Here is a 24,100-nt window from a genome sequence, read left to right on the forward strand (position 1 = left end):
TATAGCTAAAGGTTATGTAACATAATGTAAAATTTCAGATTAAAAGTGGATAGCTGGATTTGTAGCCGTTTGGTAACAATAAATGAAGGAAAAGGTTAAGGTGAGAGAAAGGCAAAAAATGAACTTTTTTGCCTTAATATAAAGCCAATAACGCTATTGGCTTTTTGCCCCTGGTAGATTCCGGTTAATCACATCAATTATCTTGTCACTTAATGGCGTCAGCAATACCCAGCTTATCCCAACCAGCACTATCGACAGTGAGCCGACCGCAATGTCAGTAAACCAATGCGCGCCAATCATCACCCGTGGCATTGAAAAAATAACGACGATCAGTAGGGCGATGGCAAAAGCACCGCGGGAAAAATAGCGCAGCATAAAGCAGGCAAAGATCATCAGCATCATGCCATGGTCGCCAGGGAAACTATCACTGGAGGCATCTTTGGTTGGAATACCGGTTAATTCACTGACGCGATTTATATTTTCAAACGTCAGTGTCGGGCTGGGATGCGAAACAGGCAGCAGATGACCTAGTTGATTGAGGACCACCGCAGTTAATAGCATAACAAACCCGGTGACTATCAGGCGGCGGCGACCCGCGGGTGTTTCCTTCATATAGAAGTACAAATAAAGCAGCCCCATAGATATTAGGGAAATAACATCAAAAATCCGGTTGTTGGTGATAGCCACCCAATGCAGAAATGACGTGCTGGACAGCAGGTGTTGGTTAAAATAGAAGAATATTGCCGAGTCTATTTTAAACCAAATGCCATGGTGCGCCGGGATATACCAAGATAAGAACAAAGCAATCCCAAGAAAATTGAGCAGTAGTATTGTCGGTAAATTACGCCGAGTCATGCGGGGCCTATAAATTATCAATGTATGAATTGTGTAACAAATAAAAATCGAGGTATATCATACCCCTTTATGTAGTCTGATAGTCAGTAATTGATGCTGTAGCATGTTCCAATCCGCTTCAGAGGCACTAATCAGCTCAATTCGGCTGTCCAGTGGTGCTATTTGACGTGTTTCTATTTGCAAGTCAGCACCTTGCCGGTTAACCACCAAAGTGCCTTCGGCAATACGCATAACACCTTTGACCCGCTCCACTGGATTTAACCGTATCCATTCCAACAATGGAACCGTATCAAACACTGTCTCAGCATTAAATACCCAACCACAGCTCTGATAACCTTGCCCCTGATTCAGCGCTCGCCGCCAAGGCTCGATCCCTTTTAAACGGAGTGCCGCCAAGCCTTTTTGTCGCCCTGAACCGTGGTGATGGGTACCGTCAGGCAATTCATTATTATTACTGTGTGGGATATCAAGCAGGGCCGCATCTACCTTTCCTTGTTCTGCATAATAAAGTGGACGTGGCATGGATTGGCGGTCATGCCATTGCTGCAATGCACTGTAGTCCTGTGAGGTGTAGGTATCCTGCTTATTTGCCACGATGATATCTGCGGCCGCCAGTTGGTCGCGGAAGTTCTCATTTTCGGTATAACGCGGTTCACTTAACTGGCGGGCATCGACCAGACAGAGGGTGGCACGCAGGTCAATCCAGGGTTGGTAAATATCGGAGGTTAATAAAGACAAGATCTGTTTTGGATGGCCCAATCCAGTCGGTTCGATTAATAACCGATCCGGTTTTGCCTGCTGTAGCAGCATATTCAAACCCACTTGCATCGGTAACCCATTAACACAACACATGCACCCGCCCGGTATTTCTTTTAATACCGCACCGCTGTCTGCTAATAGCGCACCATCAATACCAATCTCACCAAATTCATTAACCAGTACCGCCCATTTTTCATTTTGCGGTTTTTGTGACAATAAATGGCGAATGGTGGTGGTCTTACCGCACCCCAAAAAGCCAGTAATCAAGTTCGTTTTTGTCATCAGAGGCCTCCTACCGTAAATTTATTTTCAATAACCTCTCAAGAAAAGGCTCATGGGTGTCGATGTTATCAGAAGAGGATATAACACCAGCCAAGCTTATTATTAAACGAAAAAGGCTAAAAGGCAGACAATTTCCTAGGTATGTTAGGAACCTCGCCTAATAGCGTTGCAAGACTAAGCAATATAATTCACTTCTACGAGGAATCTTAGTGAGTTATAAACGGAGTCGGGCAATAAAAAATGCTCGCTCATTCCCATCGCTCTGGCTGGAATCCTCTATCATTTAAAATGACAGATATGAGAGTCGAGGTGGTTATGATGAATTTTCGAGTGCTAATTATCGTAGCAATAATGTTTTCATGGATAGTCTCCTTTGCTGCAAGTAGTGCGCAATCTACCCGGTCTGCTACAGGAACAATTACATTTTTTGGTGCTATTGTAGATAGTCCATGTGATACCGCTTTCATCGAGAGTATCATTACCACACGCTGTTATCGTAATGGTGAGACATTGACTCAACGGCAAGTTGTTTCTGCTAATATGCCTCTCACTGCCCGTTTACCGGGTAATTTAGCTTCTTCCCATCTGGAATGGTTGAACCCGCAGCGTAGTCTGGGAATTTTCACCGTCACTTATCTCTAATATATTCAAACAATATGACGCATTCCTACAAGCACGGCTTATCACAGTGATAAGCCGTGTTAGATGGATGATGCGATTCAAATGAAATCATCTTGTTTCGCTACAATGATATTGTTCGACCACATGATATACTAACCCTCATTCAGACACCCTTTGGTCAGGCCAATTTGGTATTAGTCACGCCAATACCTGATGCAGGAAATAAGGTTATGCGGTTATATCAGGAAGTGGGCAGTCAATTGCGTGAGGCGATTGTCAGCGGGCAATACAACTTAGGCGATCGTTTACCGCCTGAGCGTGACATCGCCGAAAATTTCAGTGTCAGTCGCAGTGTGGTTCGTGAAGCACTGATTATGCTGGAGCTGGAAAAATTGGTGGAGGTACGCAAAGGTTCAGGCGTCTATGTGGTTAACGTGCCCGATATGCCAGCAAACGGTGAATCCGCAGTGGCCTCTGATAGTGGTTACGGCCCATTTGAATTACTGCAAGCCCGCCAATTACTGGAAAGCGAAGTTGCCGCTTTTGCTGCCATGCAGGCGACCAAAACCGATATCATCAAAATGCGTCACGCCATCGAGCAGGAAAAGACTGCACTGGCTGCGGGGGCAGTGGATGAAAGCGCTGATGAGTTGTTTCATTGCCTACTGGCACAATCGACGCAAAATAGCGTGCTAGCCAATATGGTTACAGAGGCCTGGCAAGCGCGCAAAACCAGCGCCATGTGGCAGGTTGCTCACCGTCACACCCTGGATTTCAGCTACCGTTGGCAGTGGTTGGAAGACCATCAGAAAATCTTGCAAGCGGTGTTACGCCGTGACAGCAAAGCGGCTAAGCAAGCCATGTGGCAGCACTTGGAAAATGTAAAACTAAAACTGCTCGAGCTTTCAGATGCCAACCATCCTGATTTTGATGGTTATTTGTTTGAGTCTGCGCCGTACCAGCTTGAAGAATAATTTACCCTTCGGCCTTGAAGTTGCAGCGGTGTTGGCTGCACTCACTTACCCGAATCACTTACTTGAGTAAGCTCATCGGGATTCATTTGCTTGCCGCCTACCTGCAACTCCAATGACTTTGGGTAAACCCTTCGGCCTTGAAGTTGCAGCGGTGTTGGCTGCACTCACTTACCCGATTGGAATTAATGAGCCTCACTCTTGAGGCTCACCCTGTGAGCGCGCTAAATTAATCCTGCTGTGCCAAACGTTTTACACTCTCTTTCGCGCCAAATTGTTGCAAGCTGAGGTAAGCCTCGGTGACTGCATCAACAAATACCGACTGCTGTGGTAAGGACTCACCAAACAGCGACTTCAGTGAGAGCAAACTCTGTACCCGGGCCACGCCATCTTCACTGCTGGCGACACATTTTTTAAAGCTGTCAGCCATCGGATCACGGATATCTATGGCCTGGCCGTTATCGTCGATCCCTCCTACATAGCGCATCCAACCGGCGATACCTAATGCCAGACAGCGATAAGCGCCGCCATGTTGTAAATGCCAACGCACGGAATCGAGCATCCGTTGTGGTAATTTTTGGCTACCGTCCATGGCAATTTGCCAGGTGCGATGCTTTAACGCCGGGTTGCTGTAGCGCTCAATCAATTGATCAGCATAGGCATTAAGATCCACCCCGGTAACGCGCAAGGTTGGGGCCTGTTCATCCATCATCAGGCGACGGGCGGTGAGGCGATAGTTACTGTCGGCCATACAATCATTAATATGTTGATAACCGGCGAGATAACCCAGATAGGAGAGGTATGAGTGGCTACCGTTTAACATGCGCAGCTTCATTTCTTCGAATGGCAAGACATCATCGACCAATTGTACTCCAGCCACTTCCCAGTCCGGGCGGCCCGCGACAAATTTGTCTTCAACTACCCATTGAATGAACGGCTCACAGGCAATACCACAAGGGTCTGCTACGCTCAGGGTATCGGCAATTTGTTGCAAGGTTTCAGCGGTGGCAGCTGGAACAATACGGTCGACCATAGTATTAGGGAAGGTGACATGTTGACTGATCCAACTAGCCAGTTCTGGGTCTCGGGCCATAGCCAGGCCGAGGACGGCATTTTTCACGACATGGCCATTTTCTGGAATATTATCGCAAGAAAGCACAGTAAAAGGTGGCAGGCCGCGTGAGCGACGTAAGCGCAGGGCTTCTACCAGAATACCGGGAGCGGAGGTTGGCGCATCGGGTATCGCCAGATCTGCGCGGATAAACTCATTTTGCAGATCCAATTGGCCGCTACCCGGTTCGATGCAGTAACCTTTCTCAGTAATCGTCAGTGAGACAATCGCCACTTGTGGTTCGGCCAATTTTTCCAATACTTGGATGATGCCATCTAATCGGGCATGGACTGACTCGCATACCGAACCGACAATAATGGCCTGATTACCTTGCGCCCCTTTTTCCAGCACTGAGAATAGATGATTCTGTTGGCGTAAATTTTGAATCAAAACGTCTCCACCAAACAAGCTGACTTCGCAAATGCCCCAGTCGCCCCCTTGTTTATTTAACACCCGGTCAGTGAGCAGTGCCTGATGGGCGCGATGAAATGCACCAAAGCCAATGTGAACAATGCGGCTTTTCAGTGCTGTTCTATCATAAGTAGGCTGCTGTACGGTTGAGGGAAGGGGGCTGTTGGCAATGGTGTTCATACGTGGCTCCAAAATCATTCACCCCACGATTATTACAAAGGGGCTGACATAAAAGGTGGCAAATAAAAAGTTGTTAGACCAGTTTTAGTCGGCTGTTTGTAGGAAAGAAGCCACACCATACTGACCATTTTCTTTTGCTCGTTGCCATGAATATCGGCTTGCAGTGTAAAGCCATATGACAGAAAATAAAATTGGTAAGTCCAATATTGGTTATATTCGTGAGGTGGATCAACCAATGAGGTTTTGCTTTTTGACACCCGGCGGTTAAAAAGTAAGGATAAAGCTGAGTGATACCTCTTGGAAATCGGTATAACAACATTTTTAGCACCTGAACAGTTTACGCAGAGAAGGTAAAAATAAATGGAACAAACATGGCGTTGGTATGGCCCGCATGATCCGGTGTCGCTGGATGATATCCGTCAGGCGGGTGCAACTGGAGTAGTGACAGCATTACATCACATCCCGAATGGTGAAGTATGGCCGGTGAGTGAGATCAAGCAACGTCAGGCAGAGCTTGCCGCAAAAGGTTTGGTGTGGTCGGTAGTTGAAAGTGTCCCGATTCATGAAGAGATCAAAACGCACAGTGGCAACTATCAGCAACATATTGAAAATTATCAGCAAACGCTGCGTAATCTGGCTGCCTGCGGTATTGATACCGTGTGCTATAACTTTATGCCAGTGCTCGACTGGACACGCACAGATCTGGAATATCAACTGCCAGATGGTTCCAAAGCATTACGTTTCGATCAGATAGCATTTGCTACCTTCGAACTGCATATCCTTAAATGCCCTGGTGCGGTGAATGATTACACTGCGGAAGAACAGGCGCAGGCAGCAGATTACTTCGATGCGATGACTGAAGCGGATATTGCCAAGCTGACGGGCAATATTATTGCTGGTCTGCCGGGGGCTGAAGAAGGTTATACACTGGATCAATTCCGTGCACGTTTGGCGGAGTATGACGGCATCGATAAAGCGCAACTGCGTGAAAATATGGCTCACTTCCTGCAAGCCATTATACCGGTTGCCGAACAGGTTGGTCTGCGTATGGCGGTACATCCCGATGATCCACCGCGCCCAATCCTTGGCCTACCGCGGATTGTTTCCACCATTGAAGATATGCAGTGGCTGAAAGAGACAGTTGATAGTATTCATAACGGTTTTACTATGTGCACCGGCTCTTATGGGGTGCGGGCTGACAACGATCTGGTGAAGATGATCGAAACCTTTGGTGATCGTATTCATTTTACGCATTTACGCTCGACCTGCCGCGAAGGGAACCCAAAGACCTTCCATGAAGGCGGCCATCTGCAAGGCGATGTGGACATGTATTCCGTCGTCAAAGCCATCTTGACCGAAGAGCAACGCCGCCAGACTGCCGGTGATATGCGTCCGATCCCGATGCGCCCAGACCACGGTCATCAGATGCTGGATGATTTGCATAAGAAAACCAATCCGGGCTATTCGGCGATTGGCCGTTTGAAAGGGTTAGCTGAGGTGCGTGGTGTGGAGTTGGCGCTGAAGCGGGCGTTCTTCCCTGAGCTAAAATAACCCGCCATCTTTCAAACTGCAGGTGTGTTGGCTGCACTCAATAACCCGAATCACTTACTTATGTAAGCTCATCGGGGTTATCTTGCTTGCCGCCTTCCTGCATCTTGAAATCTATAGGGTATAAAACAGTTAAGGGCCGGATTTCCGGCTCTTAACATATTGAAAAATTAAGAATATTGGGTATTATTCAGCGCGGCCCATATAACGGCGTTCTGCAATATGAATACGGATTTTCTCACCCGGGCTGATATATTCCGGCACCTGAATAGATAAGCCGGTGCTCATCACAGCAGGTTTGTTGCGAGCACTGGCCGATGCGCCTTTAATGCTTGGGGCGGTATCAACAATTTCCATATCAACGGTCTGCGGCAATTCCAGCGCCAATAATTGACCATCCATCGTCAGAACCTGCATGCCTGGCATGCCCCCTTCAGGAATAAATAACAGCTCTTCTTCGATCTGTTCTTTTTTGAAGTTATAAGGGGTGAAATCTTCATCATCCATAAAGATGTATTCGTCGCCATCGATGTAAGAGAAATTCACTGATCGGCGGGTCAGGGTGATGGTATCGAGGATCTCATCGCCTTTAAAACGCTCTTCAACTTTTAAACCGGTCCGCACATCAGAAAACCGCATTTTATACAGGGTACTTGCGCCACGGGCGCTTGGGCTTTGCACATCAATATCTTTCACCAGCAGTAACTTGCCGTTGAGGTTGACCGCCATACCACGTTTTATTTCGTTAGCTCTAGCCATTTATTAACCGCCAATCAGGATTGAAGATAAGTTGCGACAAGTTACTCGCGCCGCCAGTTTCAGGCAAGCAAATATCGCCGCCATATTTGAAGTTGCTGGGGGTATTCGCTTGCGGCCTGGCGGCAACAGTAAACGCTTTGGAGATAGCGCTAAAAAGAGTGTTATTCCGGTGTAAAAATGACCCTATTGATAGACCGGTAACCAGCCCAATAGTGCGGCAATATGGGTAATGGCATTGATCAAACCAAACAGGATGATAAAACCAATCATCAAACGCCCGCCGGGAGCACGATAAACAGCCAGTGGGAAGCGTTTACGGCTGGCCCGCGCCATCAGCGCTGGCACAATTACCGCCCAAATGGTAGCCGCTAAACCGGCAAATCCAATGGCATATAAGAAACCATTCGGGAACAGCAGCGCACCGAGGGTCGGTGGCACAAAAGTGATCAGTGCTGATTTAGTCCGCCCGTTACGGGTATCACTAAATTTAAAGAAGTCGGCGATATAATCAAACAACCCCAGAGATACCCCAAGGAATGAGCTAGCCAGCGCCATATAAGAGAAGGCATTGAGTAACTGGCTGGTGGCCTGACTGGTCGAAATGGTGTCCATCTGTTTTAGCAGGCTACCGATGTTGCCACCGTCAGCAATCACCTGTTTGAAGGCGTCACGGGCGATATTACCTTGAATAGCATACTGCCATAGGACATAAATGATTAACGCGATCAGGGTGCCGTACAGCAGGCTGCGCACCACTGCTTTGCTGTCTTTGTGGTAGTACTTCACCAGCCCCGGTACATTACCGTGATAACCAAATGAGGTCAGTAAGTAGGGCAGTGCGGCCAGTGCATAAGGTAAATAGTGGGCGCTGCTATCAGTTTGATTGAATAGAATGGCACTTTGTACATGGCTAAACATGTCACCAACCGACATGACAAATGTAATTACCATTCCGCCGATTAATATCGTACTTAAGCGATCCACTGCGCGGGTCGATAACCAAACGATAAATGCGACCAATAACACAAAGATAAAGCCAGCACCGGTCTGACCAATCCCCACGACATTTTGCAGGGTGTGAGAAATGATTGAGCCACCGGCGGAGATATAGGCGTAGGTCAGGATGTAGAGCACAAAGGTTATCGACAATCCATTGATGGAACTCCAGATCTTACCCAGCAGGTCTTGTACCATGGTGTGAAAGCTGGCCCCGGCGGGGTAGTTCAGGTTAGCTTCCAAAATCATCAAGCCAGAAATCAGCATACAAGCCCAGGTATAAATCAGCAGTATTACTGAGCCGCTGAACCATACCCCGGCTGTGACGATTGGGATTGAGAACATTCCCGCACCTACAGCGGTTCCGGCGACTATCATCGCTCCGCCAAGAACGGAAGGGCGTGATAACGGTTGGGATACATCCATCGACATCGGTAACTCCAAATATCCTTCATCTTTGCCGCTACAGCAGAATTTGTTGCCTTGCTGTAACGTTAATGACGCGGGCTATAAATGATAGGTTAGTGGTTCTTTTGTACTAGCTTAATGGTACATGTTGGCGAGGATTCTGTAAACAGACGAATATACTCATGCCGATCATATGATCAGTGATTAGTCTGGTAATGGTATTAACTTGTGATTGAATATCGTACAAACTGGGATTGTAACGGTTAAAAAGTGAACTGATGGTGCGGAGGTGAAAAGCACCGCCTATGGCATGGATCGGTTATTAAACCGCCGAGCAAGGATAGTGCTGGTAGTTAATGGGGGTGATTGCTATTGTCTGCTGTTATTCCACCAGCCTACAGGAGCCTGCTGATGGACTGTCGCTCAGATTGCGGTGCCTGCTGTATTGCTCCTTCTATTTCCAGCCCGATCCCCGGTATGCCATTCGGTAAGCCTGCCAATACCCGTTGTCTGCATTTGGATGAGACTATGCGTTGCGCCATTTTTCATTCCCCTTCTCGCCCGGCAGTATGTGCCAGCTTACAAGCATTGCGGGAGATGTGCGCTGATACCCGAGAACAAGCGTTGGTCTATTTGATTAAGCTGGAAGCGGATACCGCCCCTTCGTGATAGAACGGGCGGCATTATTACGACAGGTCTGATAGGCGCGTTACTTCATATTAGTCATCGGTGTTGCTTCGATGACGAGTGTTTCCAGTGGTTTTAGCGTAACAATCACCGGCTTACTGTAATCGAGTGGCAGAGTTGCATTGGTGCCATATACCGTTTTAAGTGTGAAGCTCGTTGCTTCGCCGCTCGGAATTTCGAAGTTTTTAGTGAGATCTAAATAGTAACTTTGTTCTTTGTCGGATGGATTACGCAATCCAAATACCGCTTTATCTTTATTCCATGAGGCCCAGCCATAAACGTCCAGTGCCGTAGGGTCACCGCCAATCCAATGGGTATCAACCAGCACATCGCTATTTTTCCGTGACCATTTAGCGGCGGTCGCCAGCGTATCCCATTTGTTGTTATTTAACATGGACGGCGTGATGTAAAGCTCTTGTAGTTGGGTTCCCGTTGCAAAGTAGCTCCAGACCTGATCAGCAAAGTCATGGTCGGTCTGCACTTTTTCCAACCCAAAATAGGCATTTTCCGCGCTAACAATGCCGTGGTACATCAGCGAGTTTATCGGGAATAGCGGGCCTTTGCGCACGATGGAACGGTAGGTTTCAGCATCGCGGTAGGTCATCCATTGCTGAGCGGGGGAACCTTTGCCAAACAGGTTGATATCATCGCCCTGACGCCAGATAGCGTCCGCGTAGAACAGCCATGAGGGGCTGGCATCGGTGCCGGTGGTCAGGTTGATAAACAGATCTTTATTGGCCTCGCGCATGTTTTTAATCAGCTCGATGGAGGCGTCAAAGTCAGAGGCGAACTGGCTGCCTGGGATATACGAATTGGCGTTGCCCATACCGTCTAGCTTGAAGGAGGTGATATGTTCGTTTTTGATAAGCTTAATGATTTGCTCATTAAAATTACGGAAGTAATTGGGGCCGGAGAGTGCGAATTTCCCATCAACGGTTTCGAAGCCGTTTTCTTTGGCATGTGAGACGCGAATATCGCGCGGTTTGTTATAGCCTCCCCAAGGTGACAGCCATAAACCTACCGAAGTATGTAAGCTGTCAGCTTTCTGTTTCACTCCGCCGAATCCCTTACTGAATGCTGGGCCGAACAGCCATTTACCGGTGCGGTCATCCCAGCCGTCATCCAGTAGAAAACCATCAAGTTTTACCCCGCGTTTTTTAATCAGTTCGTCGGCGTAGGTATCCATCCGGTTGAGTACTTCTTGCTCGGTGTAGGTGGTGAAGAAACCAATATCCATCCAGCTATTGTAGTGAAGGTAGGGTTGATATGGGCGCGCGCGCATGCTGTTGATAAATTGGTTAAAGCTGCGACGCAACTGGTTGTTTTCTTCAAACGTGCCGAAATACAGGGTGAAGCTGACGGGCGTCTCCATTTTAATCGGTGTTTTTAACGCGACATTCAGATTAGTTGTTGTTTCATATGCATAGGTATTGACGATCGGTTTTTCCGGCAGAATAAAGAAGCTGTCAGCGATAATGGGGGAGCTATTAATTGCGCCGTCCACATAAGGTGCCTGGGATTGCCCTTTGGTTGGGAAGAAGGTGATTTTCGCAACATCCCGTGCCTGACCTTTGGCCTGAATACGGTAGTCAATACTGGCGTATTGACCTTTTAGTACGTTGAGCACCACGGTGACATCAAAATCTTTATGTTCATAGTCGATATGAATTGCATCATCTTTTTGGCTGACATTTTTAATTTTAAAATCGGCTGCGTGAATAACCTCTTCGTTGGGCAGTGTTAGAAAGAACAACTCCACCGGCGCAAGCTTGTGGCCTGAAAGCTTATCTTTCATCACCACCGCTGAGTTTGTATCGTCAAAAGAGAGGGAGATTTTATTGTTATTCAGCAAGTATTCGGAGGCAAAGGCGCCATTGCTCATCAGCAATAATAATAACGAGCTCTTTATGATTGTTCTCATACGATATCCTTGTTATTTGAGGTCCAGAAAGGTTATTTGCATTTTGAGTCGGTGCTTTGAGTCTGATAATGATTAGAATTCATGATGTTACCCGACGGTAGTCGGGCAACATTTTGATGACACAAGATTTATAGCGAGGTTTCAGTTTCGGGGATTAACTTATTAGCTGATCCACAGACGATGATTTTACTGCGCACGACGTCTTTCATGGCATCCATACCGACGCGCATGTAATAGCGTGGGTCGTTACCTTCCGGGTTATCGCCAAACCATTTTTTCACCGCCGCTGCGAAGGCGATTTTCAACTCAGTTGCTACGTTTACTTTGCAAACACCCAGTTCAATGGCTCGTCTGACATAGTCATCAGGGACATCGCTTGCACCATGTAGAACCAATGGAATATCGACGGTTTCATGGATTTCTGCCAGGCGCTGGAAATCAATTTTGGGCCGTTTGGCGTACAGGCCGTGGGCTGTTCCGATCGCAACCGCGAGGCTATCGACACCGGTAAGTTCCACAAAGCGACGCGCTTCTTGTGGGTCAGTGAGAAAAGCACTCTCCTCATCGACATCCATATCGTCTTCCACCCCCCCCAGACGCCCTAACTCAGCTTCAACGCTACAATCGTGGCGATGACAAAAATCGACAACACTCTTCACCAGAGACACATTCTCAGCAAATGGGAAGTGGCTGCCGTCAATCATCGCACTGCGTACACCGGCGTTGACCTTGCGGCTGATATCGTCCAGTGACTCGTGATGGTCGAGATGCAGCGCGAGCGGCATGCCATAACTTTCAGAGTAGGCTTCGCACAGTGCGTAGATTTCTTCAAAAGCGATGTGCTTAAAGGTGCCGGGCGTACCTGCAAGGATCACCGGTGATTGCATCTCTTTGCAAACTTCTAGAATGGCCTGAATGGTTTCCGCGTTATGGATATTAAAAGCAGGTACGGCGTAGCGCCGAGCCTGCGCATCCTGCAAAAGATATTTGGTAGAAATAATGCTCATGTAGTGATCCTCTCAGCCTTTCCAGGGATGAATAACGACGCCTTTCACTACACGGTTTACCGTGCCGCTGGCGGAAGGCGTGTCGGGGGTGATACCTGCTTTGATAGATTCGCTGAGAGCGAAAATCTGTGTGTACATCAGGAAGCAGAACGCCTGTTCGACATCAATAAATTCTCGGGCTGCGGGTAACAAAATATGCGGGCCTGCGTCGATTTCTGGGCTGGATTCGGCACAAATCGCTACGACGCGCATCGCTTGTTGGTCGCGGCGCAACTCAGCCAGCAAATCGAGGTCGTATTGACGGGTATAAGGGTGGCTTGAAACAAACACCACAACCAGCGTTTCAGCGTTAACCAGTGATTTTGGTCCGTGGCGAAAGCCGGTGGGGGACTCATAAAACGCCGCTAATTTACCAGCCGTTAGCTCCAGCACTTTCAGTGCTGATTCGCGCGCCACGCCTTGTAATCCGCCACTGCCGAGGTAAACAATCCGTTTAAAGGGAAGGTCACCAAATACGGCAGTGCTAAAGTCGCCCTGCGAAGCAACTATCTGCTTACAGCGCGTTGCTACATCCTGAAAACTGGTGCTGTTGATGACCTCGGGGGCGAAGACAGCCAAACAACTGGCCATCATGGTGCTGATGCTACTGGTCATGGCGAAACCACGGTCATGGGTTTCGGTTGGCATTAACAGCGCCAGTGCGTTATCACTTTTCAACGCATTGTGATACAAGCTGCCGGCTTCATTGCAGGTGATGACCAGATGGTGGCACTGGCTGACGAGTTGGTTGGCTAAGTCCACTGCGGCGACGCTTTCAGGGCTGTTACCAGAGCGTGCAAAGGAGATGAGCAGTGTCGGGCGCTGGGGAGATAAATAGTCAGCAGGGTTAGTAACGAGGTCTGTTGTGGGCACTGCGACAAAATTTCTCTCGCTATGGCGCGACAGCCACGGCGCAATAATATCGCCGATAAATGCTGAGGTACCGGCACCTGTCAGGACAATCTGTAGGTCAGATGTTTGCAGGAGCGGCGCAAGGAAAGTGTCGATATCGTTACGTTGACGTTCAATGTTTTTTAACGATCGGATCCAGCTTGCTGGTTGCTGGCGGATCTCTTTTTCAGTCCAGGTTGATGTGCCGCAAGTACCGGCAGATTGGGTTTCGCTCATAACTCAGTCCTTAGTAGTACATATTCAATGGGTCAGTACAAAGTAGAACATGACAATCTTTCGTTTCATTTCATTTCATCAATTTTATGTCTAAGTGAAAATCTATAGAAAAGAAAACGAAAGGTCAATATAAGAAAAGTAATAAAACGAAAAACGTGATCTGAAAGTGGGCTTTTTGTTTTTATTTTATTGATTTATATGAATATATTATATTTATTTAATAAGTGAGCTAGAGCATAAAGAAAGGAAAGGAAAGGTTTGTGGCGGAATTGGCCACAAACCAAAGTGATATATAATGAAAGGTCTACAGGGCGATTCGTTGTCCATCAATCCAAATGGTTTGTAGCATGAGCCGCGAATCAAGCGCGATAATGTTGGCTCGTTTGCCTGCCAATAGAGAGCCGTATGTGTGGTCAAGCCCCAGCATTTTGGCAGGGTGCAGCGAGGCCATATGAATTGCATCCGCAGCAGGTACACCCACGTTATTGACCAGATTTCGCACCGCTGCATCCAACGAAAGTATACTTCCGGCCAGCCCGCCAGAGGCAGTACGGACAATACCCTGTTGCATTGTTACTGGATGACCGCAAATCGCATAGTCACCATCAGGCATGCCAGCCGCGCTCATCGCATCGGTTATCAGCAATATTCGAGGCTTGGCGCAGCTACAGCAAAGGCTCATTACTGCGGGGTGAACATGGTGACCATCTGCTATCAACTCAAGCCATGCTCGCTTATCGGTGAGCCCTGCGCCAACCATGCCGGGATTACGGTGATGAAGACCTGTCATACCGTTAAAGCAATGCACCAGTCCATCGGCTCCCACATCAAACGCACGAATAGTTTCTTCATAGTTCGCCGCGCTGTGGCCGAGCATGACCTTTATCCCCTGGCTTTTTAGATGCTTAATTGCCGCCAGCGCACCCGATTTCTCAGGTGCCAATGCCACAACACGTAATGTGTTTTGTGACACGTCAATCAACCTATTTAGCTCGGTAATGTCCAGCTCACGGAACAGCTCCGGTGGATGTGCCCCTTTGTTCTGCGGGGTGAAGTAAGGGCCTTCAAGATAGCTACCCAACACCGTCGCACCTTGTCCACCTTGATGGTAGCGCTGCGCAATACGCCGCAGTGCACACTCTATTTCCCCAAGGGGAGCGGTGACGGTGGTCGGCAACCAGCCACCCACCCCTTCGCGTGCTTTATACAATGCCAACTGATCCAGTATCTCTGGCGAGTCATCCATGACATCGACACCATCACCGCCGTGGACATGAATATCGATATAGGCTGGGCACAGTAGTTCAACGTCGCGCAGCGTAACCCCTGCGGGGATTGGCTCGATGGCCACGATGGTGTTGCCATCTATGTGTAACTGATGATCGTCGAGCCAGCCATGCTCGGTTAGCACCCGTCTGGCCCGCAACAGTGCTGTCATATTCCTTCCTCGACAGGGGCGGCTTCGCGATAACGGCCCATTTCGTCCACCAAACTGGTCAACCCTCGGTGACCACACTCTAGCGCCTGAAGGCGAAACTCTTTACTACTGAGGCCATCGCGCTCCAGCACCATCTCCAGCAAAAGCTGTAGATTTACTCCGGTGATCACTTCACGTTCTGCTTTCTGCATTGCCAGCGTCGAGGCCACTCGGAAGGGGGTACCTCCGAGCAAATCCGTCAAAAAAATTAGCCCTTCTTTTTCATCCAGATTAGCTAACGCCTCTTCAAACTGAGCGGTAAGCAGCGCGGTGGAGGAGCTTTCAGGAAAATCGATGGCTATCACTTGCTGTTGTTCGCCAAGTATTTGTTTCATCGCTTTTTCCAGTCCGGTGGCAAACCCACCGTGACCGCTAAGAATAATGCTTAACATGGAGTTTCCTCTTGCTTACAAAAAGTGGCCAAATTTTCCAACAACGCCTAATACCACGGTCAGCCCGATGAGTCGCAGAGGGCTCCAGCCACGGCGCACTAACCAGTACATCGTGAGGGTGTATACCAGTGGAAGGAAGGCTGGCATCAGTTTGTCGATAACATCGGTTTGCAGCTTAACCACAGCATCGCCTGCGGTGATTTCAAGCGTGGTGGACAAGCGAACGTAGGTGGCGACAAGTGCACCGATCACCGTCATCCCAACGATAGACGCCGCTCGCCCCACTTTAAGTGTATTGGCTTTGATAAGCGGGATAGCTGCGACACCCATGCGATAGGCATAGTGAGCAAGCCCGAAACGAAGCCCAAGATGGACGACATTAAACATCACGAGAAATACGATGGCGCCGAGGATCGAACCTTGCAGAGCCAAACTGGCTCCAATACCGCCACAGATGGGGAGCAAGGTCAGCCAAAACATCGCATCACCAATTCCTCCCAGTGGCGCACCAACAGCGATTTTCGTACTTTGAATACTGTTCACATCCTGTTTTGAACGTTCCATCGCCAGTATGATGCCGATGACAAACGTCACCAAGAAAGGATGGGTGTTGAAGAACCCCATATGGCCTTTCATCGCCCGCGCCAGATCATTTTTATTGGTGTGGATCTTTTTCAGCGCGGGCAATATGCCATACAGCCAGCCAGAAGCCTGCATACGCTCATAGTTAAATGAGGCTTGCAGCAGCATGGAACGCCATGCCACGCGGTTGATATCTTTCTTTGTCAGCTCCGCACCGATACTTTGGTCTTCATAGATATTGTCGTTGCTATCAATGACCGGCTTTTCAGTGACGTTAGCGCTTGGCAGAACCTGAGTATTAGATGCCATCTTCGAATTCCTCTTTCTGAGTGCTGGAAGTCTGCTGCGGAGTTGAGTCTTTACGCATGAAATCGATTAACGCCATTGCCAAGGCTGCTGCGGCAATCGCCAGTACCGGCAGTTTCAGCCAGGCCGCAGCAACAAAGCCAAGAATGAAGTAGGGGATATAAACGTTTTTCATCATTATTTTCAGCAATACGGCAAAGCCGATTGCAGGCATGATGCCACCGGCGACACCAAGGCCATCTATCAGGCGGGCTGGCAAGACATCAATGACCGTCTTCGCATGCTCAGCACCAAAATAGATGGGCAAGAATGCACACAGAAAATAGAACGTCCCCAGAGCCAGCAGGGCCAGATAATTAACGTGTTCAATGCCGTCGGTATCCGCATTTGCCGCCATCCGGTCGCAGCGCGCCATCACACCAGACATGATAGAGAACAAGAAGGTGATGCCCATTTGCACCGCCACGGCGAACGGCACGGCAACCCCAACCGCGACCTCCGGTTTTACACCGGCAGTAATAGCAAAAGCCGTGCCGACAATAGTACCGATAATCACATTCGGCGGCTGGGCACCGGCCAGTGGAGCAAGCCCCATCCAGACCAGTTCCAGAGTACCACCAGTGAGTATCCCCATATGAAGGTCGCCAAGGATCAGGCCAACCAACGGCCCAAGGACCACCGGGCGGTGCATATGTGTCAGGCCGTTGAACATATCCAAGCCAGCAATAAAGGCCAGAATCCCCAACGCGGATGCCTGTAATAAGCTAATTTCCATAGAAAATACCTCAGAGGAGTTTGTAGAGATCCTGAGCGGGCTCGGTCGGCACGCCCTGAATAAAACATTCCACCCCTGCTTTTCTCAGGCCATAGAAAGCGGCAATATCCTGATCATCGACAGAGACGGTTTTCGCTATTTGTTGTTTACCTTCGGCATAATGCATGTTGCCGACATTGATTCGGGCCACGGGTACGTCACCGTTGACCAGCGTTAGAAAGTCTTCGGGACTTTTGCAGACCAGTAAAATTTTCTGCCGATCGGTTGCACGATGAATATTGTCGATCACTTTTTGCAGTGGCCAGAAGCGCACGGCAATCCCTTCTGCCAGAACCATTTCCATCAGGTTTTGTTGAACCTGATCTTCGGCAACTTCATCATTGGCAACCAACACCAGATTTGCTCCGGCAAAACCAACCCATTGAACACCAACCTGGCCGTGAATCAGGCGCTCATCAATACGACTTAATACAATGTTTGGCATGTTTTATTCCTTATTATCATTGTGTTAATGGGATGACGATGTTCCCATGCAGGCTGCATGGTACTGGCGCAATACATCCTGAATATGGTCAATAATCAGTTCGTGCGGTGTTGCCGCGAGCCGGCCTTCACGGACCTTAACGTATTGAAGTGGCAGATACTGGCTGATCAACGGCAAGGGCAGCGGTTTGTCCGTTAAATTATTTACTAACCGAGCATAAGCCTCGTCAATGTGGTGATCGGGCCAGTAGTAACGAACGCGATCAGAATAGCTGTAGCCGCGCGCCAGACGACGTTCATCGTTATTACCGTGATAATGCTGTTTCCAGTGCTCCGGGTGTTCCTGCATGACGCTTTCCAGCACATCTCGTAGCCCCGAACATTGGTATGCGGGGCGGAGTTCCTGCTCGATAGCGGCCAGTGAAAATAGCGCTTCACGTAACGCGAAAGTGAGTGCCGGACCCACTTTCAAAATGGCAAAGTGGTGCTGAACTAGCTGTTGTAGGGCGAGCGGAGTTTGGTAATCGGTGGAGTGAGCTTCAAAGACCATCGTGTCAAACTCTTCGATAGTCTGGCTCAGAGCAAGAGATTTCTCAGGTTGATAATCAATAACATGAGTATGATCGAATTCTACACCGGGTTGGACGACTAGCCCGATAATGCGTGGCCACAGGTCGTGCAGACCTTGTTGTTCAAAAGCATGACGATGAGCCTCAAGCGTTGCTTTTGCCGCTTGGGGAGAGGTGACCACCAGCGTTGACAGCGTTTCATGTGCTCCTCCTGGAACAGGGACTTCCGTTCCAATAACATAAACCAGATCAGACGAACCTTGTTTTTCCTTGCGGGTCTGTTCTGCAATTAAGGCAAGCCTTGCTGCTCTCCCGGCGACGATTTCATCTGTTAATGGCACGGGGTCATCTGCACAAGACATACTGCAATCAAGGTGAATTTTCTTAAAGCCAGCCGCGACATAATGGCGAATAAGTTCTTCTGCATGAAACATAGCCTCTGCGGCTGGGGCGTTTTGCCAGCGATTTGGCCCCAGATGATCGCCCCCTAACACCAACTGATTGCGAGGGAAGTGGTGTTTATCCGCCATTTGCTCAACAAAACCACGGAAGTCATCTGGGGTCATACCGGTATAGCCGCCATACTGATCCACCTGATTGGAGGTGGCTTCTATTAATAAGATGGATTGCGCGTCCCGGGCGTGGCGCATTGCTGCTTCCAGAACCAATGGGTGAGCAGAACAGACGGCAAAAATGCCACATCGCTTATCGTGCTTATGGTCGGCCACAAACTCGGTTAAATGTTTCACTTTCCTCTCCGTATGGGGTTTTGATTACTTTAGTCTTTCGGTTTGTTTCATTGATACTGCTTTATGGGTTGATAAAAACAAAACGAAAGATAATGGAAATGGGATCTGTTTCGCAAAAGAAACATAATGAAAGGCTTTTTTATCGGGTGGTAGCACGGTTTGGCCTGATGTAAAGACTTGCTTTCCGGCAAAAGAAAGGTGTTAATAGATAAAGTGAAATGAAACGAAAGGCTTTTGGGAAGGATCTGATATGAGCAATACCGATTCAGTAATGGACAAGCGTATAACGGGTACCAGTGAAAGGCGTGAGCAGATCATTCAGCGGCTTCGTCAGCAAGGAAGTGTTCAGGTTAATGATTTATCGTCATTCTTTGGTGTTTCTACGGTGACTATCCGCAACGATTTGGCCTTTCTGGAAAAGCAGGGGATTGCTGTACGTGCATACGGCGGTGCGCTGGTGTGTGATGCTGGCACACCTGGCGTTGAACCCACGGTAGAAGATAAAAGCTCCCTTAATATTTCTTTAAAACGCGATATTGCTCGCGTTGCTGCAAATCTGATTAAACCTGGGCACCGCGTGATTCTAGACTCGGGCACGACCACTAATGAAATAGCGCGTCATATGCGTAATCATAAGGAGGTCATTGCTATGACAAACGGTATGAATGTGGCGAACGCGCTGCTTGAGGCTGAGGGCGTGGAATTGCTGATGACAGGAGGGCACTTACGCCGCCAGTCCCTTTCCTTCTATGGGGATCAGGCTGACCAGTCCTTGCAAAATTATCATTTCGATATACTTTTTCTGGGGGTAGACGCCATCAGTCTTGAGCGCGGTGTGAGCACGCATAATGAAGACGAAGCTCGCCTAAATCGCCGAATGTGTGAAGTCGCGGAACGCATCATTGTGGTCACTGATTCCAGTAAATTTAACCGCTCCAGCCTGCATAAAATAATTGATACCCAGCGCATACATATGGTTATCACCGATAAAGGTATTCCAGAGGAAAGTTTGAATGGATTACGAAAAGGTGGGATTGAAGTGCTCCTTGTTGGGGAATAAAAACCGTCTCTTGACCACCTTTTAGCCTACCCCTATTAAAGTAAAGTCCCAGCCAAGAGGCCGGGACTTTGTCAGTAATCTAAGGGGAAGCGTGCTGTTCGGGCCGTAAACGACGCGAAACGCCGGAGTGCCCGTTGGTACGCTTAACCCTTGGTTCTTCTGGTGGCTAAGCCCCAGCAGGAACCGCATGCGCGGTGTTTTTCAGCACCGGTCCGGTATACTTCTCAATCTCAAGCTGCGCCATTTGCCCACAGTTACCCTGCGCCAGACTGGAAGAACCAATATCGAAAGTCAGGCAGTTGATATTGCCGTTCTTACAAAGGGAACCCGGTACCGCTGGATCCGCCGGGTCAAACCATGCCCCTTCGCTGATGCGCACCACCCCTGGACGTACATCTTCAGATACCACAGCACCTACCAATATCTGCCCACGGTCATTGAACGCACGGACTAAATCGCCATTAACAATGTTACGCCCCTTGGCATCCTGTGGGCTTATCAGTATCGCTTCCCGATCGGCCACGGCGTATTTTTCACGTAGTGGTGTGTTATCTAACTGTGAATGCAGCCGGTTGATTGGGTGTGCGGTGTTTAGCGACAGTGGATATTTCTTCGCTTCCACCCCGCGATACCATTCATGAGGTGGCATCCAGGTCGGGATCCCCTGACAATCGGCGTATTCCATTTTAGCGATAGTATCGGAGTAGATCTCAATCTTGCCAGATGGGGTACCCAGCGGGTTGAGCAATGGATTGTCACGATAATCAGCAAAGCGCACCCACTGCTGGTTCGCTTCGGGGATAGGGAAGCGAATGTAGTTGTTCGATTGCCAGAACATATCGAATGGCGGCAGGGCGACCCGTGCGGTACGGGCCTGTGACTTCATATCGTCGTACATCGCTTTCAGCCACTGAGTCTCATCTTTGCCCTCGGTAAAGGCATCAATCACCCCCAGCTTGGTGGCCATCGCCGCGAAGATATCAAAATCATTACGCGCTTCATGCTGTGGCGGTACGCACTGGTGCATCGGGAAGACATAAAGTTGTGAGTAGTCGCCGCCCATTTCCAGATCATTACGCTCATAGCTGGTGGTCGCCGGTAATACAATATCGGCGTGCTTGGCGGTGGCGGTCCAATAGGGTTCGTTAACCACAATGGTTTCAGGGTGCTGCCAGGCTTTCACCAGATTGTTGGTATCCTGATGCTGATGGAAAGTATTGCCACCGGCCACATAGACCATTTTGACATCTGGATAGGTGACTTTGGTGCCATTGAAATCAATGACTTTCCCTGGATTGGCCAAACATTCGGCAATCCGCGCCACTGGAATCGGCGATGGTGAGTTCTTCGGTGCACTCCCGGCAGAAATCCCCGGTAAAATGCCGCCCTTGGCCGTTGGGCTACCGCCAGAGGAGTAGTGATAGCTGAAGCCAAAGCCGCCACCCGGCAGGCCAATTTGGCCCAGCATTGCCGCGACCGTGACCAGTAACCAGTGTTGCTGCTCACCGTGATGCTGACGTTGAATCCCCCAACCCCCCATAATCATGGTGCGCTGTTTAGCCATATCTCGCGCCAGTTGGCGCAACATATCGGCATCCACACCACTGATATCCGCCGCCCATTCTGCGTTTTTCGGCTGACCGTCAGTTTCACCGAGCAGATAGGCCTGGAATTTATCAAAACCAATAGTGTAGGTTTTTATAAAGTCAGGATTATGCAGTTTTTCTGTCAATAGCGTATGGGCGATACCGATCAACATGGCGCTGTCGGTATATGGCCGTGGCGCAATCCATTGTGCATTGGTGAATTTAGCACTGTCGTTATGCACCGGATCAATACTGATAACTTTGGTACCTTTCTTTTTCAGCGCTTCAAAACCAGTTTGACCCACATGATCGGGGATATTCCAACTGTTTTTCAAGGTGATCATTGGGTTACAGCCCCAGAGGATCACCAGTTCACTGTTATCTACCACGTTTGGCCAGGCCGTCTGCTGTTCGTAGACCTCCATTGACCCCATGACGTGGGTCATAATCACCTGTGCCGCACCGGTTGAATAGTCACCGGCATAGCCCAAAAAACCCCCACTCAGGTTCATTAAGCGTTGTAGTAGCGTGCGGCTGTTATGTAGCATCCCCACACTTTTCCAGCCATAAGATCCGGCGTACAGCGCTTGCGGACCGTGGTCTTTCTGCACCCGCACAATTTCGCCGCATACCAGTTCAGTGGCTTTATCCCAACTGACGCGTACCCACTCATCCCGGCCACGCAGTTCGGTATGGCTGCCGGGGCCGCCTTCCAACCAACTTTTACGCACCATCGGGTATTTGATGCGGTTATCGGCATGCACCTGATAGGGTGCCATAGTGATCAGGTCATTCGGCCATGGATCATCTTTGACAGGTTGCACACCGATCATCCGGCCGTTCTCAACGATAGCTTCAAATGCGCCCCAATGAGCGCCGGTCAGAATACCTTTTTGCGCCTGACGCAGTGCCAGAAACTGAGGTAATGCCTGACTGATGGCTTGGGCTAATGCAGATTTGGGCCACAGGCCACCAACGATAGGCAATACAGCCAGTGCGCTGGTTCCGAGTAAGAAGCGACGGCGGCTCATTTCTAACGGTTGTTGTTCGTATTTAGTCATTTTCGCCTCTTATTTACAGCTTGGCCGGCATATCACTGGCATGTTTTTGTACATACTGTGTCATCACACGCAACTGTTCCTGAGTCAGGGAGGTGCGTGGTGCCATGCCTTTGATTACCCCAATCCATTGGTTAGCGTTGAAGCGATCCAGTGCGGTTAAACCGTGGCAGCCGGTACAGTTGGCCGACATCATATCTGCGGCATAGCGCCAAATTTTCTGTTGATCATCAACGAGTTGTTTCTTAGGTAACCACACCTGTAGTGCAACTTGATGCCAAACCAGATTGGTTTCTGCATCGGTTTGCGTATTCAATGTTTTCAGCGCTTTTTGTGCGTCCTCGCCCAGTAATACACTCAGAATACGTTTCCCTTGTGCGGCATAGAACACTTCGGCCACCCCATCTTGCTGCCAGCCTTTAACATCAACCAACACCTGATCACCTTGCTGTTTTACCACTTCAACTTGTGTTGAGGGCATCAGGTTACCGGCGTTATGGCTGTCACCAGCATTCATAAAGAAAGGCTCGGTGGCGATGGTATATAAAGTGGTCGCCGTTGCGGGTGTTTGTGCCGCCGCCGTTGCCAACTCTGCCGCGCCAGCCTGGGTCACCTCACTCATATCCGGCAGGATATGGGCCACACCTTTATGGCAATCGATACAGGTTTCACCTTGCTTAATTGCCACCGGATGCTGAATCCGCGCTTCAGCACTTTGCCCGGTGATATCCATCGCATCAAAGCTGTGACATGAGCGGCAAGTGGCCGAGTCATTCTCTTTTAGCGTTTTCCATACCGACTGCGCCATGGCGAGTTTATGGGCTTCATATTTCTCAGGTGTATTAATAGTGCCAACCATTTCACCGTAGATATCTTTGACCGCGCGGATTTTGGTCCACAGATAATCAAGCGGTTCGTGTGGCACATGGCAGTCAGCACATTCAGCACGGATGCCTTTGGTGTTTTGGAAGTGGACACTGCCTTGATATTCAGCCAATGGCTGTTGCATGGTGTGACAGGACACGCAGAACGCGGTATCACTGGTTTTATGAAAGACGGTGGCGGTACCTGCTAATAGTGCAGCACCAATAATGATGCCGATCAGCAGGAGCCATAACCATCCCCACCGGCGTCGCTTCACGAAGCCAGTTTGTTTCTTGCTCATAAATTGCCCCACTTAATATATCTAATAGTTATTGGTAAAACGAAGTTATCTAATGCCTCGATACTCAAAAGGCCAGATAATCTGCCAACAGACCCTTATCTACTAGCGATAAGTATTTTCCATAAAATAAGTAGGTCTATTGTAGGGGGATTTGGTGCTGATGACTAACTCGTTAGGGGTATTTAGCAATATTAGTTCAGATTTGCTGAATATAA

General features: G+C 49.0%; 22 protein-coding genes. 6 read left to right on the forward strand and 16 right to left on the reverse strand.

Annotated features, from left to right (window positions below; translation table 11 throughout):
* Positions 1-153: 153 nt before the first annotated feature.
* Complete coding sequence (locus V2A84_RS04415; protein ID WP_083158358.1) at positions 154-855, reverse strand: phosphatase PAP2 family protein; 702 nt, start codon at positions 853-855, stop codon at positions 154-156.
* A gap of 57 nt (positions 856-912) precedes the next feature.
* Positions 913-1,896 carry a CobW family GTP-binding protein gene (locus tag V2A84_RS04420; RefSeq protein WP_083158359.1) on the reverse strand — a complete coding sequence of 328 codons (984 nt, stop codon included), beginning with the start codon at positions 1,894-1,896 and terminating at the stop codon, positions 913-915.
* A gap of 315 nt (positions 1,897-2,211) precedes the next feature.
* Here V2A84_RS04420 and V2A84_RS04425 point away from each other — a divergent pair, with 315 nt between their 5' ends.
* The gene (locus V2A84_RS04425; protein ID WP_083163547.1) at positions 2,212-2,538 is read left to right on the forward strand and encodes a hypothetical protein; all 327 of its coding nucleotides are present in this window, start codon (positions 2,212-2,214) and stop codon (positions 2,536-2,538) included.
* 209 nt (positions 2,539-2,747) lie between these two features.
* Positions 2,748-3,491, forward strand: coding sequence for a GntR family transcriptional regulator (locus V2A84_RS04430; protein ID WP_083158360.1), 744 nt, complete (start codon positions 2,748-2,750; stop codon positions 3,489-3,491).
* A 226-nt stretch (positions 3,492-3,717) separates the two neighbouring features.
* Here V2A84_RS04430 and V2A84_RS04435 read toward each other — a convergent pair whose 3' ends face one another.
* Positions 3,718-5,190: a mannitol dehydrogenase family protein gene (locus tag V2A84_RS04435; RefSeq protein WP_083158361.1), complete on the reverse strand. Its 1,473-nt coding sequence runs from the start codon at positions 5,188-5,190 to the stop codon at positions 3,718-3,720.
* Positions 5,191-5,550: 360 nt separating this feature from the next.
* Here V2A84_RS04435 and uxuA point away from each other — a divergent pair, with 360 nt between their 5' ends.
* Positions 5,551-6,741 (forward strand): mannonate dehydratase, encoded by a 1,191-nt coding sequence (gene uxuA, locus V2A84_RS04440; RefSeq protein WP_442848629.1) that lies wholly within the window; start codon positions 5,551-5,553, stop codon positions 6,739-6,741.
* 183 nt (positions 6,742-6,924) lie between these two features.
* Here the strand turns inward: uxuA and yeiP are convergent, their stop codons facing one another.
* Positions 6,925-7,497, reverse strand: a complete 573-nt coding sequence (gene yeiP, locus V2A84_RS04445; protein ID WP_083158363.1) for an elongation factor P-like protein YeiP — start codon at positions 7,495-7,497, stop codon at positions 6,925-6,927.
* A 31-nt stretch (positions 7,498-7,528) separates the two neighbouring features.
* Here yeiP and V2A84_RS04450 point away from each other — a divergent pair, with 31 nt between their 5' ends.
* Positions 7,529-7,672: a hypothetical protein gene (locus V2A84_RS04450; protein WP_193784630.1), complete on the forward strand. Its 144-nt coding sequence runs from the start codon at positions 7,529-7,531 to the stop codon at positions 7,670-7,672.
* Between the two features lie 8 nt (positions 7,673-7,680).
* Here the strand turns inward: V2A84_RS04450 and mtr are convergent, their stop codons facing one another.
* Positions 7,681-8,925 (reverse strand): tryptophan permease, encoded by a 1,245-nt coding sequence (gene mtr / locus V2A84_RS04455; protein WP_083158364.1) that lies wholly within the window; start codon positions 8,923-8,925, stop codon positions 7,681-7,683.
* A 387-nt stretch (positions 8,926-9,312) separates the two neighbouring features.
* Between mtr and V2A84_RS04460 the strand changes: the two genes are divergently transcribed.
* The gene (locus V2A84_RS04460) at positions 9,313-9,570 is read left to right on the forward strand and encodes a YkgJ family cysteine cluster protein (protein ID WP_083158365.1); all 258 of its coding nucleotides are present in this window, start codon (positions 9,313-9,315) and stop codon (positions 9,568-9,570) included.
* Positions 9,571-9,610: 40 nt separating this feature from the next.
* Here the strand turns inward: V2A84_RS04460 and V2A84_RS04465 are convergent, their stop codons facing one another.
* The 9 genes from V2A84_RS04465 to kbaZ all read right to left on the reverse strand — a co-directional run bounded on the left by V2A84_RS04465 (position 9,611) and on the right by kbaZ (position 19,016).
* Entirely contained in the window at positions 9,611-11,509 is a 1,899-nt protein-coding gene (locus tag V2A84_RS04465; RefSeq protein WP_083158366.1) for an enterotoxin, read from the reverse strand.
* A gap of 128 nt (positions 11,510-11,637) precedes the next feature.
* Positions 11,638-12,516, reverse strand: coding sequence for a tagatose-bisphosphate aldolase subunit KbaY (gene kbaY, locus V2A84_RS04470; RefSeq protein WP_042568261.1), 879 nt, complete (start codon positions 12,514-12,516; stop codon positions 11,638-11,640).
* Positions 12,517-12,528: 12 nt separating this feature from the next.
* On the reverse strand, positions 12,529-13,683 hold the full coding sequence (locus tag V2A84_RS04475; RefSeq protein ID WP_083158367.1) for an SIS domain-containing protein: 1,155 nt from the start codon (positions 13,681-13,683) through the stop codon (positions 12,529-12,531).
* Positions 13,684-13,987: 304 nt separating this feature from the next.
* Entirely contained in the window at positions 13,988-15,121 is a 1,134-nt protein-coding gene (gene nagA, locus V2A84_RS04480; protein WP_083158368.1) for an N-acetylglucosamine-6-phosphate deacetylase, read from the reverse strand.
* Positions 15,118-15,552: a PTS galactosamine/N-acetylgalactosamine transporter subunit IIA gene (gene agaF, locus V2A84_RS04485; RefSeq protein ID WP_005193054.1), complete on the reverse strand. Its 435-nt coding sequence runs from the start codon at positions 15,550-15,552 to the stop codon at positions 15,118-15,120. Before agaF ends, nagA begins: the two co-directional genes overlap by 4 nt.
* Before the next feature lie 15 nt (positions 15,553-15,567).
* Positions 15,568-16,443: a PTS N-acetylgalactosamine transporter subunit IID gene (gene agaE, locus V2A84_RS04490; protein WP_083158369.1), complete on the reverse strand. Its 876-nt coding sequence runs from the start codon at positions 16,441-16,443 to the stop codon at positions 15,568-15,570.
* Entirely contained in the window at positions 16,433-17,215 is a 783-nt protein-coding gene (gene agaW / locus V2A84_RS04495; protein WP_083158370.1) for a PTS N-acetylgalactosamine transporter subunit IIC, read from the reverse strand. The genes agaE and agaW overlap by 11 nt, the downstream gene beginning before the upstream one ends.
* A gap of 10 nt (positions 17,216-17,225) precedes the next feature.
* Positions 17,226-17,699 (reverse strand): PTS N-acetylgalactosamine transporter subunit IIB, encoded by a 474-nt coding sequence (gene agaV, locus V2A84_RS04500; protein ID WP_083158371.1) that lies wholly within the window; start codon positions 17,697-17,699, stop codon positions 17,226-17,228.
* Between the two features lie 24 nt (positions 17,700-17,723).
* Positions 17,724-19,016 (reverse strand): tagatose-bisphosphate aldolase subunit KbaZ, encoded by a 1,293-nt coding sequence (gene kbaZ / locus V2A84_RS04505; protein WP_102970387.1) that lies wholly within the window; start codon positions 19,014-19,016, stop codon positions 17,724-17,726.
* A gap of 250 nt (positions 19,017-19,266) precedes the next feature.
* Here kbaZ and V2A84_RS04510 point away from each other — a divergent pair, with 250 nt between their 5' ends.
* Positions 19,267-20,076, forward strand: coding sequence for a DeoR family transcriptional regulator (locus tag V2A84_RS04510; protein ID WP_083158372.1), 810 nt, complete (start codon positions 19,267-19,269; stop codon positions 20,074-20,076).
* A gap of 166 nt (positions 20,077-20,242) precedes the next feature.
* Here V2A84_RS04510 and torA read toward each other — a convergent pair whose 3' ends face one another.
* Both torA and V2A84_RS04520 read right to left on the reverse strand, forming a co-directional pair.
* Positions 20,243-22,723, reverse strand: coding sequence for a trimethylamine-N-oxide reductase TorA (gene torA / locus V2A84_RS04515; protein ID WP_442848630.1), 2,481 nt, complete (start codon positions 22,721-22,723; stop codon positions 20,243-20,245).
* A 13-nt stretch (positions 22,724-22,736) separates the two neighbouring features.
* Complete coding sequence (locus V2A84_RS04520; protein ID WP_083158374.1) at positions 22,737-23,885, reverse strand: NapC/NirT family cytochrome c; 1,149 nt, start codon at positions 23,883-23,885, stop codon at positions 22,737-22,739.
* Positions 23,886-24,100 lie beyond the last annotated feature (215 nt).

Origin of the sequence: Yersinia sp. 2553 StPb PI, from assembly GCF_052217105.1 — a bacterium.
In the GTDB taxonomy this organism is placed as follows: Bacteria; Pseudomonadota; Gammaproteobacteria; order Enterobacterales; family Enterobacteriaceae; genus Yersinia; species Yersinia enterocolitica_E.